The organism is Bradyrhizobium diazoefficiens USDA 110, assembly GCF_000011365.1.
Classification (GTDB): Bacteria; Pseudomonadota; Alphaproteobacteria; order Rhizobiales; family Xanthobacteraceae; genus Bradyrhizobium; species Bradyrhizobium diazoefficiens.
The window spans coordinates 2,707,929-2,725,190 of the sequence record NC_004463.1; the positions used below are offsets into that span (position 1 = coordinate 2,707,929).

The window sequence follows — 17,262 nt, forward strand, 5'->3', positions numbered from 1 at the left end:
CTTGGGGGCCCCCGGAGCGGTTCCACCGGTAGCATAAGAAGAAAGGGTTGGAATCGTGACGACAGCGTCTTCGGCGGACCATCCGACACGCCGTGATTTCTTATTCGTTGCAACGGGGGCAGCTGCAGCAGTAGGGGGCGCAGCTGCGCTCTGGCCCTTCATCTCCCAAATGAATCCTGATGCCTCGACCATCGCGGCCGGTGCGCCGATCGAGGTCGATCTCAGCCCGATCGCCGAGGGCCAGGACATCAAGGTATTCTGGCGCGGCAAGCCGATCTACATCAGCCACCGCACCAAGAAGCAGATCGACGAGGCGCGCGCCGTCAACGTGGCGAGCCTGCCCGATCCGCAGAGCGACGAGGCCCGGGTCAAGTCCGGCCATGAGCAGTGGCTGGTCGTGATCGGTATCTGCACCCATCTCGGCTGCATCCCGATCGCTCATGAGGGCAACTACGACGGGTTCTTCTGCCCCTGCCATGGTTCGCAGTACGATTCGTCCGGCCGCATCCGTCAGGGGCCCGCGCCCGCGAACCTGCCGGTGCCGCCGTACCAGTTCGTTTCCGACACCAAAATCCAGATCGGCTGAGCTTCGGACCCTTGTCCGAAGCTTCGCGCCGTCTCGTCGTATTATTTCCTCAGGATCGCATCATGAGCGGACCATCCGACTACCAGCCGAGCAATCCGGCCCTGCAATGGATCGAGCGGCGCCTGCCGATCCTCGGCCTCATGCACTCCTCCTTCGTCGCCTACCCCACTCCGCGCAATCTGAACTACTGGTGGACGTTCGGCGCCATCCTCTCCTTCATGCTGGGGATGCAGATCCTGACCGGCGTGATCCTGGCGATGCACTACACGCCGCATGCCGATCTCGCCTTCAAGTCGGTCGAGCTGATCGTCCGCGACGTCAACTACGGCTGGCTGCTGCGCAACATGCATGCCTGTGGCGCGTCGATGTTCTTCTTCGCGGTCTACGTCCACATGCTGCGCGGCCTCTATTACGGTTCCTACAAGGAGCCGCGTGAGGTGCTGTGGATCCTCGGCGTCATCATCTACCTCCTGATGATGGCGACCGGCTTCATGGGCTACGTGCTCCCCTGGGGCCAGATGAGCTTCTGGGGGGCCACCGTCATCACCAACCTGTTCTCCGCCATTCCCTATTTCGGCGAGAGCATCGTGACGCTGCTGTGGGGCGGCTATTCGGTCGGCAATCCGACGCTGAACCGCTTCTTCTCGCTGCATTATCTGCTACCGTTCCTGATCGCGGGCGTCGTCGTGCTCCACGTCTGGGCGCTGCATGTCGCCGGCCAGAACAATCCTGAGGGCGTCGAGCCGAAATCGGAAAAGGACACGGTGCCGTTCACGCCGCATGCCACCATCAAGGACATGTTCGGCGTCGCCTGCTTCCTGCTGCTCTACGCCTGGTTCATCTTCTACATGCCGAACTATCTCGGCGACGCCGACAACTACATTCCGGCGAATCCGGGCGTGACGCCGCCGCACATCGTGCCGGAATGGTATTACCTGCCGTTCTACGCGATCCTGCGCTCGATCCCGAACAAGCTCGCGGGCGTGATCGGGATGTTCTCGGCGATCATCATCCTGTGCTTCCTGCCCTGGCTCGATGCCGCCAAGACCAGGTCGTCGAAGTACCGCCCCCTGGCCAAGCAGTTCTTCTGGATCTTCGTCGCGGTCTGCATCCTGCTCGGCTATCTCGGTGCGCAGCCGCCGGAAGGCATCTACGTGATCGCCGGCCGGGTCCTGACGGTCTGCTACTTCGCCTATTTCCTGATCGTGCTGCCGCTGCTCTCGCGCATCGAGACGCCGCGGCCGGTGCCGAACTCGATCTCGGAGGCGATCCTCGCCAAGGGCGGCAAGGCGGTGGCCTCCGTCGCCATCGCGCTCGTCGCCGCCGGCGCGCTGTTCCTCGGCAGCTTGCAGGACGCGCGCGCCAACGAAGGCAGCGACAAGCCGCCGGGCAACAAATGGTCGTTCGCCGGTCCCTTCGGCAAGTTCGACCGCGGCGCGCTCCAGCGCGGCCTGAAGGTCTACAAGGAAGTCTGCGCCAGCTGCCACGGCCTGTCCTACATCGCCTTCCGCAACCTCGCGGAAGCCGGCGGCCCCAGCTATTCGGTGGCGCAGGTGGCGGCGTTCGCGTCGGATTACAAGATCAAGGACGGTCCGAACGATGCCGGTGACATGTTCGAGCGCCCGGGCCGGCCGGCCGACTACTTCCCCTCGCCATTTCCGAACGAGCAGGCAGCCCGTGCGGCGAACGGCGGTGCGGCGCCGCCCGACCTGTCGCTGATCACCAAGGCGCGCTCCTACGGCCGCGGCTTCCCCTGGTTCATCTTCGACTTCTTCACCCAGTACCAGGAGCAGGGCCCGGACTACGTCTCGGCGGTGCTCCAGGGTTTTGAGGAGAAGGTGCCGGAGGGTGTGACCATTCCGGAGGGCTCCTACTACAACAAGTACTTCCCGGGCCACGCCATCAAGATGCCGAAGCCGCTCAGCGACGGCCAGGTCACCTATGACGACGGCTCGCCGGCCACGGTCGCGCAATATTCCAAGGACGTCACCACGTTCCTGATGTGGACCGCCGAGCCGCACATGGAAGCGCGCAAGCGCCTGGGCTTCCAGGTGTTCGTGTTCCTGATCATCTTCGCCGGCCTGATGTACTTCACCAAGAAGAAGGTCTGGGCCGACTCGCACTGAGCGGCGCGAGACGAGAATGAAAAGGCCCCCGCTAGGGGGCTTTTTTGTTGCCGTCATTCCGGGACGATGCGTAAGCATCGAGCCCGGAATCTCGAGATTCCGGGTTCGCACTTCGTGCGCGCCGGAATGACGGGACTGTGGATTGCGCCGCGCGCCCCCAGCGGCCAAAATGCCGCCAATCGCTCCCTCAGAAACTCACCGGAGGACATCATGGGAACCGCCATCACCTTCAAGCGCCCGGACGGCAAGGACGCATCGGGCTATCTCGCCAATGCCGCGCGCGGCAACGCGCCGGGCGTGGTCGTGATCCAGGAATGGTGGGGGCTGTCGGACCAGATCAAGGGCCTGTGCGACCGCTTTGCGCTGGCCGGCTTCGACGCGCTCGCGCCCGACCTCTACAAGGGCAAGGTGGTGCCGTATCACGACATGGAGAGCGCCAACAAGGAAATGAACTCGCTCGACTTCATGGACGCCACCACGCAGACCGTGCGCGGCGCCACGCAATATTTGTCGCGCAACGGCGCCAAGGTCGGGCTGACAGGCTTCTGCCTCGGCGGCGCCGTCACCATCATCGGCGCGACCAAGATCCCGGAGCTTGCGGCCGGCGTCGTGTTCTACGGCATTCCGCCGGAGCAGGCGGCCAAGCCCGCCGACGTCAAGATTCCGCTCCAGGCCCATTTCGCCAACAAGGACGATTGGTGCACGCCGGAGCTGGTCAACGGCTTCGAGAAGGCGATGAAGGCCGCCGGCAAGTCGCTGGAGCTGTTCCGCTATGACGCCGAGCACGCCTTCGTCAACGAGCAGCGCCAGGCCGTGCACGACCGCGAAGCCGCCGAGCTCGCCTGGGGCAGGGCGACGGAGTTCTTCCGGAAGCATCTGGGGTAACGGGGGCGGCCTGCGGCGCGAGCCAACTAACGTCTCTTGCTGGACCACGACTGCAATTGCCTTTTGCAACTATAAGCCGTAGTTGCATGGCGTTTCGCCATGGTGAACGTGGGAGGCGTAATGATCGAAGGAAGCCGGTTAACAACAGTTGTCGTGTCTCTCGATGCGCTGGAGGCGGCTCAAGCACCTGAGAAGGCTGACTACCTGACCGAGGCGGTGGTCTACTACGTCAATGAAATTCAACGCGTCGGCGTCTACAAGGGACGTGAACTGCCGGCTGTGGCCATGCAGGCCTATCACGCCGACTACTATCTCGCTCAGGTCAACAACGGCGGTCACAGTCAGTTCATCGGTAACACGGGCGTTGCGATGCTGCCGACGACATCTGGCGATGCGCTCGCTGGACTGAAGGCTATGGGAGCGGCCGCGCAACACCAGATCCTGCAGGAAATGATGGACTGGGTGAAAGCCAATACCGGCGAGGCTGCACTGCAAAACGGCTTCGGAGAGCGCGCCGCGCCGCTCGATGCGCTTGACCGTCGCTTCTATGAGGCCGAACGACAGCAACCAATGACGCAGCTGGCAGCCCGGTGGATCGCGAACTGGCCCGAATTGCGCGCCGTAGCCAAGCAGCAATACGCATCCGAAATCCAGCGGCTTGCGCAACTTAATCCGCATCTGTCGCAGCGACGGATCTGGCGAGGCGTTCGCCAGATCCGCTTCCAGATGACTGACCGCTTGCAAATCACGGTCGCCGCAGCATGCGGGGCGGTGGCGCCCGAGCCAGAGCTCAAGCTCATGGTTCTTGCAGGAAGCAGTATGGAGGTGGAAGGGCAGCAATGCATGGCCTTCGGCGTTAAGACAGACAAGGGCGCGCGACTCTGCGTTTATGAGGATGCGGGTGGACAACTTTATGAGTACGGCCCGGGCAGCCAGAGCCCGAAGCCTGCGGAAATGCATGAAATTTTGAAGAGCTTTCCGCCATCACTGGTGGGCGGGCGGCTATCTGTTGTGGGGGCTGACGCGATCCGGAATTTCTCGAGGATCGCCGAGCAAAACCTTGCAGCCGAAGCCATCGACCTGCTGTTGCGGAAGTCGGGTCTGGATCCGACCGCGATGATCACGGCGTTGGACGTGAGCGACGACCGGGCGGCATGGCATGCGGTCACAGGGAAGACCTGCGTTTTGATTGAAACCTTGGGCGACCGCGCCAACATGATCGGACCTGACGGCAGGCCCGCGCTCACGGTCACGCGGGCCGAAATCGAACGACATGCCGCGGAGGCGGCTGTGGGGCGCGACAGCCTGGAGATCCAGGCATAAGCCGCAACGCGATCCGCGCCATTTTGGTGATCGAGGCCGCCCGGCCGCCCTTGACGCCGTCCCCGCGCCATGGTGAGTATCCGCCCATGAGCACCGCCGTCCGCCCAGCCCGTCTTTGGTGGCGCACCTCCTAAGAGGTGGCCGGTGCGATTTCTTTTCCCAAAATCGTCGAAGGTCGCCCACGCAGTGCGGCGGCCTGATCGTTTGTCCTGTGTGGCGTTCCCTCGGCAAGTTTCGTAAGAGGACGACATGAACAGGACAGTCTTTGCCCTCCCGGCCAGAAGCGATTACGTGACCCGCGGCGGTCTCGCGATCACGCGCGTGGCGGAGCAGTTTACCGGCGGCGCGAGCCGGCTCGACGATCTCGTCAACCTGCTCGACCGCCGCCGCGGCGTGGTGCTGTCCTCGGGCACGACCGTGCCGGGCCGCTACGAGAGCTTCGACCTCGGCTTCTCCGATCCGCCGCTCAAGCTCGAGACCACAGGCGTCAATTTCAAGCTGGAAGCCCTGAACGAGCGCGGCCAGGTGCTGATCGCCTTCCTTGCCGATGTCCTGCGCGAGCCCTGCGTGGTGATATCCGAAAAGACCGCTTCGCGCCTCGCCGGCCACATCATCCGCGGCGATGCCCCGGTCGAGGAAGACCAGCGCACCCGGCGCGCCAGCGTGGTGTCGCTGGTGCGCGACCTCGTCGCCGCCTTCTCCGCCAATGACGACGGGCTGCTCGGCCTGTTCGGCGCCTTCGCCTACGATCTCGTGTTCCAGATCGAGGATCTCGTGCAGAAGCGCGCGCGCGAGAGCGACCAGCGCGACATCGTGCTCTACGTTCCCGATCGCCTGCTGGCCTATGACCGCGCCACCGGCCGCGGCGTCGTGCTCAGCTACGACTTCACGTGGAAGGGCAGATCCACCGAGGGCCTGCCGCGCGAGACCGCCGACAGCCCGTACATGAAGACACCGCGCCAGGGCTTTGCCGATCATGCGCCCGGCGAATACCAGGCCACCGTCGAGACCGCGCGCGCGGCCTTTGCCCGCGGCGATCTGTTCGAGGCCGTGCCGGGCCAGCTGTTCGCCGAGCCCTGCGATCGTTCTCCGGCGGAAGTGTTCCAGCGCCTCTGTGTCATCAACCCGTCGCCCTACGGCGCGCTGATGAATCTCGGCGACGGCGAGTTTCTCGTCTCCGCCTCGCCCGAGATGTTCGTGCGTTCGGACGGCCGCCGCGTCGAGACCTGCCCGATCTCGGGCACCATCGCGCGCGGCACCGATGCGATCGGCGATGCCGAGCAGATCCGCCAGCTCCTGAATTCGGAGAAGGACGAGTTCGAGCTCAACATGTGCACCGACGTTGATCGCAACGACAAGGCGCGCGTCTGCGTCCCCGGCACCATCAAGGTGCTGGCGCGCCGGCAGATCGAGACCTACTCAAAACTGTTCCACACCGTCGACCACGTCGAGGGCATGCTGCGTCCCGGCTTCGACGCGCTCGATGCCTTCCTCACCCATGCCTGGGCCGTCACCGTGACAGGTGCGCCGAAGCTCTGGGCGATGCAGTTCGTCGAGGATCACGAGCGGTCGCCGCGGCGCTGGTATGCGGGTGCGATCGGCGCGGTGAATTTCGACGGCAGCATCAATACCGGCCTCACCATCCGCACCATCCGCATGAAGGATGGTCTCGCCGAGGTGCGCGTCGGCGCCACCTGCCTGTTCGATTCCGATCCCGCTGCCGAGGACCGCGAATGCCAGGTCAAGGCGGCGGCGCTGTTCCAGGCGCTGCGCGGCGATCCGCCAAAACCGCTCTCGACCTTTGCGCCCGATGCGACCGGAAGCGGCAAGCGGGTGCTGCTGATCGACCACGACGACAGCTTCGTGCACATGCTCGCCGACTATTTCCGCCAGGTCGGCGCCAGCGTCACCGTGGTCCGCTATGTGCATGCGCTCGACATGCTCAAGCAGAAGAGGTGGGATTTGCTGGTGCTGTCGCCCGGCCCGGGCAGGCCCGAAGATTTCGGGATCAGGAAGACGATCGATGCGGCGCTGGAGAACAAGCTGCCGGTGTTCGGCGTCTGCCTCGGCGTGCAGGCGATCGGCGAATATTTTGGCGGCGAGCTCGGCCAGCTCACGCATCCCGCCCACGGCCGGCCCTCGCGGGTGCAGGTGCGCGGCGGCCGCCTGATGCGCAATTTGCCGAGCGAGATCGTGATCGGCCGCTATCACTCGCTCTATGTCGAGCGCGACAGCATGCCGGAGGTTTTGTCCGTCACCGCCAGCACCGAGGACGGCGTCGCTATGGCGCTGGAGCACAAGACCCTGCCGGTCGCGGGCGTGCAATTCCACCCGGAGTCGCTGATGTCGCTCGGCGGCGAGGTGGGCTTGAGGATTGTCGAGAACGCGTTCCGGCTGGATGCGCGTGTTGATTGAGAGGCACCAATGACCTTTGACCACGACCTGAAGGCGAGCGTTCGCACCATTCCCGACTATCCCAAGCCGGGGATCATGTTCCGCGACATCACGACCCTGCTCGCGGATGCGCGCGCATTCCGCCGCGCCGTGGACGAGCTCGTGAACCCCTGGGCCGGCAACAAGATCGACAAGGTCGCCGGCATGGAGGCGCGGGGCTTCATCATCGGCGGCGCGGTGGCGCACCAGCTCTCCGCCGGCTTCGTGCCGATCCGCAAGAAGGGCAAGCTGCCGCACACCACTGTGCGCATCGCCTATTCGCTGGAATACGGCATCGACGAGATGGAGATGCATGTCGACGCCATCCAGCCCGGCGAGCGTGTCATCCTGGTCGACGACCTCATCGCCACCGGCGGCACCGCGGAAGGTGCGGTGAAGCTGCTGCGCCAGATCGGCGCCAATGTCGTCGCCGCCTGCTTCATCATCGACCTGCCCGAGCTCGGCGGCGCCGCCAAGCTGCGCGCCATGGACGTGCCGGTGCGCACGCTGATGACGTTCGAGGGGCATTGAGCGACGGCGGGCGCAGGATATCGCCCGGGTAAATTCTGGTCGGTGCAGGCCGAGGACGGGCTTCACCTCTCCCCGCTGGGGAGAGGTGAACACCGAGTTCGCCGGCCGAGTGCTCTACGACCGCTGCAGGATCAGGCTGAGCTCGAGCTCCCGGAACGCGAGGTAGTTGCGCCGGGTCCACTGGTGCAGCTCGGTGGAGGCGTCCTTCTCCTGGCGCAGGTAGCCGGTGAAGGAGAAGTTGAGCCGGTCGATATAGGTCTTGAGGAAGCCGGGCAGGGCGGGGAGGCGGAACAGCCGGCCGCCTGCCATCGCGGCGGGCAGCTCGCCGCGGACGACGTATTCGTTGTCCACCGTGATCAGGTTCATCCGCGGGATCTGCTCGCGCAGCATCTCATGGGCGCGGGCCGAGACGCGGTCGGTGTCGGCCACGAACAGGATCTGTGGTGCGACGTGGCGGCGGGCCGCCTCCTTCAAGAGGCCGATCTCGTCGGCCATCTTGAAGAACTCGTCGAAGGCGTGGAAGCCGAGGTCGATCACCTTGGCAACCCCGTCATCGACGATGACGCGGTCCATCAGCTGCATCTTGCCGTAGGTGTCGATCACGTCGGCCGTCTCGGTGATCTTCGGCAGATAGTCGAGCAGCGACGGCTCCTTCAGGTTGACGTCGAAGGCCGCGACGTTGCCGTTCTTGAGCAGCAGGAACTCGCTCAACAGCCGCGCCAGCAGCGTCTTGCCGACCTGCGGGCGGGGCGAGCAGATGATGTAGACGGGTGTCGCGGGCATCACGAACTATTATCTGAGCGAACTCACCGCCCAATCCAGCCGTATCAGCCCGGACTCCGCAACTATTTTTCGCTGCTGCGGGCGCCGGGCTTTGAACCGACGATGTCGGTCAGGCGGATGCGGTCGAACTCGCTCCAGACATTGGCCAGCCAGTGCCGGACATAGCCGCGCAGCACGAAGGAGTAGTTGGCGGCCTCGTCGTTGATGCCCTTGTTGGCGACGAATTTCAGGAACGGGACGGAGGAGACCTCGACCTGCTCATAGGCCATTTCGTTGAGCTTGGGGATGGTCAGCTCGGTGGCGTCCTTGATGCGGTGGAAGTAGGAATTATAGGTCGCCTGGTCCCACTGGAAGAACTGGGTGTCGTTGATGAAGTTCTTGACCAGGAAATATTTTGCGCCGGTCATGAAATTCGCGGTCTCGGCGATTTCGTCCAGCGAGGCGATCGAGGGGCCGAGGATGTGGAACACCGCGAAGGTGATCTGCCCGGCCTTGGCGGCGTCGAGGAAACCGATGTCGCGCAGCGAGGCGAGCGCCGGGGAGAGCAGGCCGGCGCGGACGTCGATCACTGTGACCGACGGGCTGGTCGCGTTGAGCGTATCGAAGATCTTCATCTGATCGGCCGTCGTCGTCATGTCGACGATCTCGGTGATGCCAGGATGGAAGCGCTTCAGCGTTCCGCGCGGGGATTCCGTGTCGAAGGCGCGGGTCGGCACGTTGTTGGCGGAAAAATAATCGAGCAGGGTGCGCGATACCGTGGTCTTGCCGACCCCGCCCTTGTCCGCGCCCACCACAACCACTGCCGGCTTTGCCATTGCTGTCCCCTAACGCGCGCCTCCGATCGCGAGGTCGCAATCGGCCGGGCCCCAAATCGATGTCCCGAGTCTGCTGTTGGGCGCGAACATGGCAGAAACAAGGGAGAATTCAATTCCGCAGGCCCCGGTTGCGGCAATTCCCGAGGTTTTTCCAGATTGTCGTGAAACTGGCCATGGGCGCGCGCTTAATGGCGGCCCCAGGGCCCCATGGGATTCCCGATCGGGTTGCCGGCCGTGGTTCCGGAGGGGCTGGGCGCTGGTACGGGCGGCGGATTGGCCGGGCCGGCTGCGTCGCCCCATGGTCGCTGCGACAGCGGCGGCGGGGCGTCCTGCGGGGCTCCCTGCGCCTCGGGCTGTTCCGTCTCGTCGGTCGGGTCCGGCAGCGGACCTGGATCATGGCCGCCAGCGAACTTGACCAGCGCGTCGACCCGGGACTGCACCGACGGGTGGGTCGCAAACAGATCGGCAAAACCCTCGCGCGGATTGTCGACGCAGAGCTCCATCACCGCGGAGGTCGCGCCTGGCAGCTCGCCGCGGTTCTCGATCTTGCGCAGCGCCGAGATCATGGCATCAGGGTCTTTCGTCAGCTCGACGGAGCCAGCGTCGGCGAGATATTCGCGCGAGCGCGACAGCGCCAGCTTCACCACCTGCGACATCAGCCAGGCCACCACGATCAGCACGACCGCGATGATGATGACGATCACGGCGCCGCCCCCCGAGTTCTTGCTGTCGCTCGACGACGAGGACGACCGCGACGACGACGAACCCGAGGACCATGAGCCGCCGGAGTTCCAGCTCAAATTCGTGAACAAGCGGAAGAACAACTCGCCGAAGAAGCCGACCACGCCGGCGATGATGACGGCGACCACCATGAGCTGCACGTCGCCGTTCTTGATGTGGGTCAGCTCGTGGCCCAGTACCGCCTCGATCTCCTTGTCGTTCAGGGCGTTGAGGAGGCCGGTGGTGACGGTGATCGAATATTGCCGCGGGTTGAGGCCGGTCGCGAACGCGTTCAGCGCCGGGCTTTCCATGATCTTCAGCTTCGGCATGGTGATGCCGCGCGAGATGCAGAGGTTTTCGAGCAGATTGTAGAGCCGCGGCTCCTCCTTCCGGGTGACGTCGTGTCCGCCGGTCACGGCATCGATCATCGACTGGTGGAAGAAATAGGCGATCACGACCCAGACCGCCGTCACGACCGTCGCAACCGGCGCGGCGACTTTCAGGTCTAGGAAGGCGTGGCTCAGGTAGAAGGCGACGGTCTCATTGCCGTTGATGACGACTTCGGCGACCAGCGCGCCGGCATAGACCAGCACATAGACCAGCGCGAACAGGCCGGCGAGCAGCAGCATCGAACGTAACTTGTTCGAGGCGATGTGCGTGTAGAGACCATACGCGGCCATGGCTGCTTCCGTTAGCTCCCGTCATTCCGGGGCAGGCCGCAGGCCTGAACCCGGAATCCAGAGCTTAGTGTCTCAGGCGAGGTTCCGGGTTCGCGTCTTCGACGCGCCCCGGAACGACAAAGATGAGAAACCGGTCACGCGACAATCAGAACTTCACCTGAGGCGCGGCCTCGACCTCGGTGCGGCTGGCGCCGAGATCGAAGAAGTCCTTCTTGGTGAAGCCGAACATGCCGGCGAACAATGCGGCCGGCATCTGCTGGATGCCGGTGTTGTATTCCTGGACCGCGCTGTTGAAGAAGCGGCGGCTCGCCGCGATCTTGTTCTCGAGGTCGGAGAGCTCGCTGGCGAGCTGCTGGAAGTTGGCGTTGGCCTTGAGGTCGGGATAGGCCTCCGACAGCGCGATCAGCCGGCCGAGCGCGCCGGAGAGCTGGTTCTCGGCGGCGGACACCTGCGCCGGGCCTTGCGCCGACATCGCCGAATTGCGTGCCTTGATGACGTCGTCGAGGGTGCCGCGCTCATGCGAGGCGTAGCCCTTCACCGTCTCGACTAGGTTCGGGACCAGGTCGTGGCGTTGCTTGAGCTGCACGTCGATATCGGCAAAGGCCTGGCCCACGCGCTGGCCCAGCGCCACCAGGCGGTTGTAGGCGCTGAAGGCCAAGAACACGAGGACGACGATGACGCCGAGAACGATCCAGCCGGTCGACATGGAGAACTCCTGAAGGGGATTTAAGGCGGGCGCAGCCTAGACCAAAATGGCGCAGGGCGAGAGCCCCGGCGCAGAGGGGAGGTAAGGCTTGGTCGGATCAGGAACCATCCGAGTTCAAGGCAAAAGCGCCGATCGAGGTTAACTTTCGGCAATGACGGCGTCGCCCCAGCGCCAGCGCCGGGCACTTGCATAGGCGGCCTTGTCGCGCCGTGGGATCTTGGCGAGTCCGACATCGTCCCCGGTGCAAAGCTTCGCCGTGATTTCGGCCTTGCCGACATCCGGCGGCGCCAGCACGCGGGCGGCGCGCGTCGCGGGCGGCGTGCGGGTCAGGGCGACGTAGATGAAGCGCTCGTCCTCGAACGGCACGTCGGCGCCCTTGATCTGGCGGTGGGCCTGGGAGCGCGGCAGGCGCTGGGAGAAATGGCACCAGTCGGGCGCAATCAGCGGGCATGGCCTTTCGTGCGGGCAGGGCGCGGCGACGTAAGCGCCGGCTGCGATCATCTGCTGGCGCAGCGCGAGGATGCGCGCGTAGCCGGCCGGCGTGCCGGGCTCGATCACGACCAGCGCATGGCGCGCTTTCGCCCACATCGTTTCCGCGAGTTTGCGTTGATCGGCCTCACCGAGCTCGCCGATGATGTAGCTTGCGACGACGAGATCGGCTGGCGAGACCTCGGCAAGGTTGCCGCCGGCATCGCCGGGCAAATAGCGGCAGCCCGCCAGACGCGTGCTGTCATGCGCGAGTTCGAGGGCAAGCCGGCTCAGGGTGGCGTTGGCGTCGAGCAGGGTGAAGTCCTGCAGCGAGGGAAACGCCTCCGCGGCGGCCCAGCTTGCGGTGCCTGGACCTGCGCCGACGTCGAGCAGCGTCACCGGGGCGAAGTCCGGCGCGATCTCGGTCAGCGCATTCAGGCTCGCCGCCACCGCCGCGTAGGTGGCCGGCATCCGCGCCAGCGCATAGGCGAGCGCATCGGCTTCGGACTTGATCGTGCCGGAGCCGCCGCCGGCGCGATAGGTGTTCGAGATCTTCTGGGAGCGCTGTGCCGCGTCGCTGCGCGAAAAGCCCTGGAGCTTGCCGTCGAGGGCGGCCTTTAGCTCAGCGGGAAGCGTGGGCGAGATCATTTTCATTCGCCGTCATTCCGGGGCGCGCGGAGCGCGAACCCGGAATCTAGAGATGGTGGCGCCAGATTCCGGGTTGCTGCGCAGCGCCCCGGAATGACGGCCAAAAACGTCACGCCACGTTCTGGTCGAGAATGTCCACCGCCTCTGAGAGGCTCACCGACACGAGTTGCGAGACGCCGCGCTCGGCCATGGTGACGCCGAACAGGCGGTTCATCCGCGCCATCGTGATCGGGTTGTGCGTGATGATGATGAAGCGCGTGTCGGTCGAGCCGGTCATCTCGTGCAGCAGGTTGCAGTACCGTTCGACGTTGTGGTCGTCGAGCGGTGCGTCGACTTCGTCCAGCACGCAGATCGGCGAAGGATTGGTGAGGAACACGGCGAAGATCAGCGCCATCGCGGTCAGTGCCTGCTCGCCGCCCGAGAGCAGCGACAGTGTCTGCGGCTTCTTGCCCGGGGGCTTGGCGATGATTTCGAGGCCGGCCTCCAGCGGGTCGTCGCTCTCGATCAGGTGCAGTGCGGCCTCGCCGCCGCCGAACAGCTCGACGAACAGGCGCTTGAAGTGGTTGTTGACGACCTCGAACGAGGTCAGGAGGCGCTCGCGCGCTTCCTTGTTGAGGCTCTGGATGCCCTGGCGCAGCCGCTTGATGGCTTCGACGAGGTCGTCGCGCTCGGTGACGAGGCCGGTGTGCTGGGTCTCGACCTCGCGCAGCTCTTCCTCGGCGCGCAGGTTGACTGCGCCGAGGCGCTCGCGGTCGCGGCGCATCTTTTCGAGGTCTTCCTCGATGTCGTGCAGCGGCGGCAGCTCCGCGCCGGGCTCGATCTCGGCAAGGCCGGCGACGGCCTGCGGCTCGACCTCCAGCATGTCGCGGATCTCGCGCTCGATGTCCTCGAGCCGGCGCCGCGCGCCTTCCATGCGCTCCTCGGCGCGGGCGGTGGCCTCGCGGGAGCTGGAGAGCGCCTCGAGCGTCAGCTTCGCGACGCGGTCGGTCTCCGCCATCGCGCTTTCCGCGGTGGCGAGCGCGTCGGCGGCCATGCGGCGGTCGTTTTCCGCGTATTCGATCTCGGTGATCAGTGCGCTGCGCTTCTCTGCGAACACGGCGGGGGCGTTTTCGAGCTCGCTGCGCTCGATCGTGAGTTCGGCGATGCGGGCCTGGATGGTGTCGATGTGGGAGGCCGCGCTCTCCTTGCGGTTCTGCCACTCGGTGCGCTCGGCGAGGATTGCCTGCACGCGGCGGTCGGCCAGCTCGGCCTCGCGCGCCAGCGCCTGCGCCTCGGCGCGGACCTGGGCGGCCATGCGGCGATGGGCTTCGATGTCGCTGCGGACGGCGGCGAGACGGGTCTCGGTGTCTTCGCTCGACGGCAGCTCGCTGATGCCGGCCTCGGCGTATTCGTAGGCGGCTTCGGCCTCGGCGCGGTCGGCGGCGAGACGGCTGTGCGCTTCCGACAGCGTCGCCTTGCGCGCGGCGTGGCGGCTGATCTCGCGCTCGGCCGTGGCATGGCGCTCGCGCGCGACGTTCAGCTCGCGCTGCGCGGCGCGCCAGGCTTCGCGGCTCGCGCCTTCGGTGCTGGCCGCAATCTGCAGTTCGGACTCGGCATTCTCCAGCGCCTGGCGCTTGATCTGCGCGTCGATGCGGGCCTGCTCCAGCTCGTTCTCGATGTCGACGAGGCGCGCGCGCTCGGCAAGGCGGCGTGCGGCGCCGGTCGGGGCGTGGGCCGCCGCGACGAAGCCGTCCCAGCGCCAGACGTCGCCCTCGGGCGAGACCAGCCGCTGGCCGGTCTTGAGCTGCGAGACCAGCTCGGCGCCGCGCTCGCGCGGCACCACGCCGATCTGCGCCAGGCGGCGGGCCAGCTCGGCCGGGGCCTGCACATGGTTCGCGAGCGGCACCACGCCTTCGGGCAGCTCCGGATCGCCGTCGGTCTCGCCGACATTGGTCCAGCGCATCGGCGCCGACGGGTCGATCGGCGCATCGAGATCGTCGCCGAGCGCGGCGCCGATGGCCTTTTCAAACCCCTTGTCGACGGTGATGCCGTCGATGATCGGCGGCCACAGGTTCTTGGTTTCGCCGTTGACGATCTTGGAGATCGTGCGCGCCTCGGTCTCGAGCCGCTGCACGCGCTTGTCGGCTTCGTTCAGCGGCGAGCGCGAGGATTCCAGCGTCTGGCGCGCGGCGACGTGCGCGGCTTCGCTCGCCTGCGCCGCGGCCTCCGAGGCCGCCAGCGTCTGCTCGGCGGTCTCGACCGTCGCGGTCAGCTCGTCGAGGTCGCCGAAGCCGCCCGTTTCATCGGCAAGCTTCTGCTCCTCGGCGGTGACGTTCGCGATCTCCTGGTCGAGCCGGGCGAGCTTGTCGCGGTGGGTGCGGACATTGGCTTCGAGCTGGTTGCGCTTGGCGGTGAGGTCGGCGAGCGCCGTGGTGAGCTCGGCGAACTGCTGCTCGGTTTCGGTCAGCACCGCCTCGGCTTCGCCGACGCGCTCGTCGACGCCGGAGCGCTTCTCGACGCGCGACTTGATCTCTTCCTTCAGCTCGGCGTCTTCGCTGTCGAGGCGCTGGAGCGCGACGTCGGCGTCCATGGTTTGTTGCTGAGCACGGGAAATGTCGCCTTCGAACTGGGCGAGGCGGCGTTCGAGCTCGGCGACGCGCTCCTTGGCGCGCTCTTCCTCGCGGTCGAGCAGTTCGCGGGCATTGGTCAGGCGCTGGAGCCCGGCCGCGGCGCGCGCCTCGGCATCGCGCAGCGCCGGCATCTCGGCGGCGCGGATCGCCTGGATGCGGGCGGCTTCGGCCTGGTGCTGGGTGCGCTCGGCCATCTCGCGCACGGCAAGATCGTGGGTCTGGCCGGATTCGTTGACGTCGGCATGGGCGCCGATCCAGCGCAGATGGAACAGGGTGGCTTCGGCCTTGCGGACCTTGGCGGCGACCTCGCGATAGCGCACGGCCTGGCGGGCCTGCTTCTTCAGGCCTTCCATCTGGCCGGAGAGCTGGCCGATCACGTCCTCGACGCGGGTGAGGTTGGTTTCGGCGGCCTTCAGCCGCAGCTCGGCTTCGTGGCGGCGGGCATGGAGACCCGCGACACCGGCGGCGTCTTCCAGCACGCGGCGGCGCTGCTCCGGCTTGGCCTGGATGATCTCGCCGATCTTGCCCTGGTGGACGAGGGCGGGCGAGCGCGCGCCGGTGGCGGCGTCGGCGAACAGGATCTGCACGTCGCGGGCGCGCACGTCGCGGCCGTTGATGCGATAGACCGAGCCGGCCTCGCGCTCGATGCGGCGGGAGATCTCCAGAAGCTGGCTGTCGTTCATCGCCGCCGGCGCGGTGCGATCGGCGTTGTCGATCGTCATCGTCACTTCGGCGTGGTTGCGCGCCGGACGGTTGCCGGATCCGGCGAAGATCACCGCGTCCATGTCGGCGGCGCGCAGCGATTTGTACGAGGTCTCACCCATCGCCCAGCGCAGCGCTTCGACGAGATTCGACTTGCCGCAACCGTTGGGTCCGACCACGCCGGTCAGGCCGGGCTCGATGACGAAGTCCGTGGGCTCAACGAAGGACTTGAAGCCGTGAAGGCGCAGGCGGGTGATTTTCATAAGCACGCATCTCTGTTGGCAGGCGCGAATCCCCCTGCCGGGACAATACCATGGAAGGCAATGTCGCTATCCGGGCGAGTCGCGCGAGGCGCCTCATGCGGCTGGACAATGGCCGCGGTGCGCCGCGAGGGCAACCGGCGAAAGCCGCTTTTCCCAAGGGATTTATCCCGGGAATGATACGGCTTTCGAGATGCGAATCAGGCGTTGAGGGCGAAGAATCAGCTCTTCAGCAGCGGATTGATCTTCTTGGCGAATTCCTCGAACGAGGCCTCGCCCTTGATCTTCTCGCCGTTGATAAAGAAGGTCGGCGTCGAATCCACCTTCAAAACGTCGCTGGCGTATTTCTGGTCGGCGGCGATCTTGTCGAGCAGCGCCTGGTCCTTCAGGCAGGCTTCGACCTGCTGCTGGGTGAGGCCGGCCTGCTTGCCGATCCGCGTCAGGGTCTCGGTGGTGTTCTTCATCACCCAGTCGTTCTGCTGCCGGAACAGCATGTCGGTGACAGCGAAGTATTTCGGCGCATCGCCATTGGCGATGCAGCGCGACAGCATCGAGCCGGCGGCGGCTTTGATGTCGAGCGGGAACTCGCGGAAGACGTAACGGATCTTGCCGGTGTCGATGTATTCCGCCTTGATCTTGGGGAACACCTGCTCGTTGAAGGCCGCGCAATGCGGGCAGGTCATCGAGGCGAATTCGGTGATGGTGACGGCGGCGTCCTTCGGGCCGAGCGCCATGTCGGGCAGCGACACGGGCTTGGCCACGTCACCGGCGGCCTGCGCCATGGCGTCGGAGATGAACCGCAATGGGGAGAACCCGGCGACCGCGGCAAGCCCGGTCAGCGACAGCATCGTGGTGAAGGCGCGGCGGGTGATGATCAAGGTCGGCTCCCGGATTGGCGTGGTCTTGCCCGAAGTTCCCATTTGGGCGGCCTGTCGCTAGCTTGAAACGTCGTTTGAGGCAATGGCGGGCCGCGGGAACGGGTCCAGA

13 protein-coding genes are annotated in these 17,262 nt (G+C 65.7%); 6 read left to right on the forward strand and 7 right to left on the reverse strand.

The genetic code is table 11. From position 1 onward, the window contains the following. Positions 1-55 precede the first annotated feature (55 nt). The 6 genes from petA (at position 56) to BJA_RS12225 (ending at position 7,884) form a co-directional block, all read left to right on the forward strand. The gene (petA, locus tag BJA_RS12200; protein ID WP_011085272.1) at positions 56-586 is read left to right on the forward strand and encodes a ubiquinol-cytochrome c reductase iron-sulfur subunit; all 531 of its coding nucleotides are present in this window, start codon (positions 56-58) and stop codon (positions 584-586) included. Between the two features lie 62 nt (positions 587-648). Beyond that, entirely contained in the window at positions 649-2,712 is a 2,064-nt protein-coding gene (gene fbcH / locus BJA_RS12205; protein WP_011085273.1) for a cytochrome b/c1, read from the forward strand. A gap of 210 nt (positions 2,713-2,922) precedes the next feature. Beyond that, on the forward strand, positions 2,923-3,597 hold the full coding sequence (locus tag BJA_RS12210) for a dienelactone hydrolase family protein (RefSeq protein WP_011085274.1): 675 nt from the start codon (positions 2,923-2,925) through the stop codon (positions 3,595-3,597). A gap of 120 nt (positions 3,598-3,717) precedes the next feature. Further along, complete coding sequence (locus tag BJA_RS12215) at positions 3,718-4,920, forward strand: DMP19 family protein (RefSeq protein WP_236842198.1); 1,203 nt, start codon at positions 3,718-3,720, stop codon at positions 4,918-4,920. A gap of 249 nt (positions 4,921-5,169) precedes the next feature. Further along, positions 5,170-7,335, forward strand: coding sequence for an anthranilate synthase component I (locus BJA_RS12220; RefSeq protein WP_011085276.1), 2,166 nt, complete (start codon positions 5,170-5,172; stop codon positions 7,333-7,335). Positions 7,336-7,344: 9 nt separating this feature from the next. Then, complete coding sequence (locus BJA_RS12225; RefSeq protein ID WP_011085277.1) at positions 7,345-7,884, forward strand: adenine phosphoribosyltransferase; 540 nt, start codon at positions 7,345-7,347, stop codon at positions 7,882-7,884. Positions 7,885-7,998: 114 nt separating this feature from the next. On the opposite strand, the gene BJA_RS12230 is transcribed toward BJA_RS12225, so the two are convergent. From BJA_RS12230 to BJA_RS12260, 7 genes are all read right to left on the reverse strand, one after another. Continuing rightward, a complete protein-coding gene (locus tag BJA_RS12230) occupies positions 7,999-8,667 on the reverse strand; it encodes a hypothetical protein (RefSeq protein WP_038967970.1) in 669 nt (222 codons plus the stop codon). 62 nt (positions 8,668-8,729) lie between these two features. Next, a complete protein-coding gene (locus BJA_RS12235) occupies positions 8,730-9,482 on the reverse strand; it encodes a hypothetical protein (RefSeq protein WP_011085279.1) in 753 nt (250 codons plus the stop codon). Between the two features lie 185 nt (positions 9,483-9,667). Continuing rightward, positions 9,668-10,882 carry a M48 family metallopeptidase gene (locus tag BJA_RS12240; RefSeq protein WP_011085280.1) on the reverse strand — a complete coding sequence of 405 codons (1,215 nt, stop codon included), beginning with the start codon at positions 10,880-10,882 and terminating at the stop codon, positions 9,668-9,670. 145 nt (positions 10,883-11,027) lie between these two features. Continuing rightward, entirely contained in the window at positions 11,028-11,588 is a 561-nt protein-coding gene (locus BJA_RS12245; protein ID WP_011085281.1) for a LemA family protein, read from the reverse strand. A gap of 138 nt (positions 11,589-11,726) precedes the next feature. Further along, entirely contained in the window at positions 11,727-12,704 is a 978-nt protein-coding gene (locus tag BJA_RS12250; RefSeq protein ID WP_038967972.1) for a small ribosomal subunit Rsm22 family protein, read from the reverse strand. Between the two features lie 109 nt (positions 12,705-12,813). Continuing rightward, positions 12,814-16,278 carry a chromosome segregation protein SMC gene (gene smc, locus BJA_RS12255; RefSeq protein WP_011085283.1) on the reverse strand — a complete coding sequence of 1,155 codons (3,465 nt, stop codon included), beginning with the start codon at positions 16,276-16,278 and terminating at the stop codon, positions 12,814-12,816. A 218-nt stretch (positions 16,279-16,496) separates the two neighbouring features. Then, positions 16,497-17,153: a DsbA family protein gene (locus tag BJA_RS12260; RefSeq protein ID WP_038967973.1), complete on the reverse strand. Its 657-nt coding sequence runs from the start codon at positions 17,151-17,153 to the stop codon at positions 16,497-16,499. Positions 17,154-17,262 lie beyond the last annotated feature (109 nt).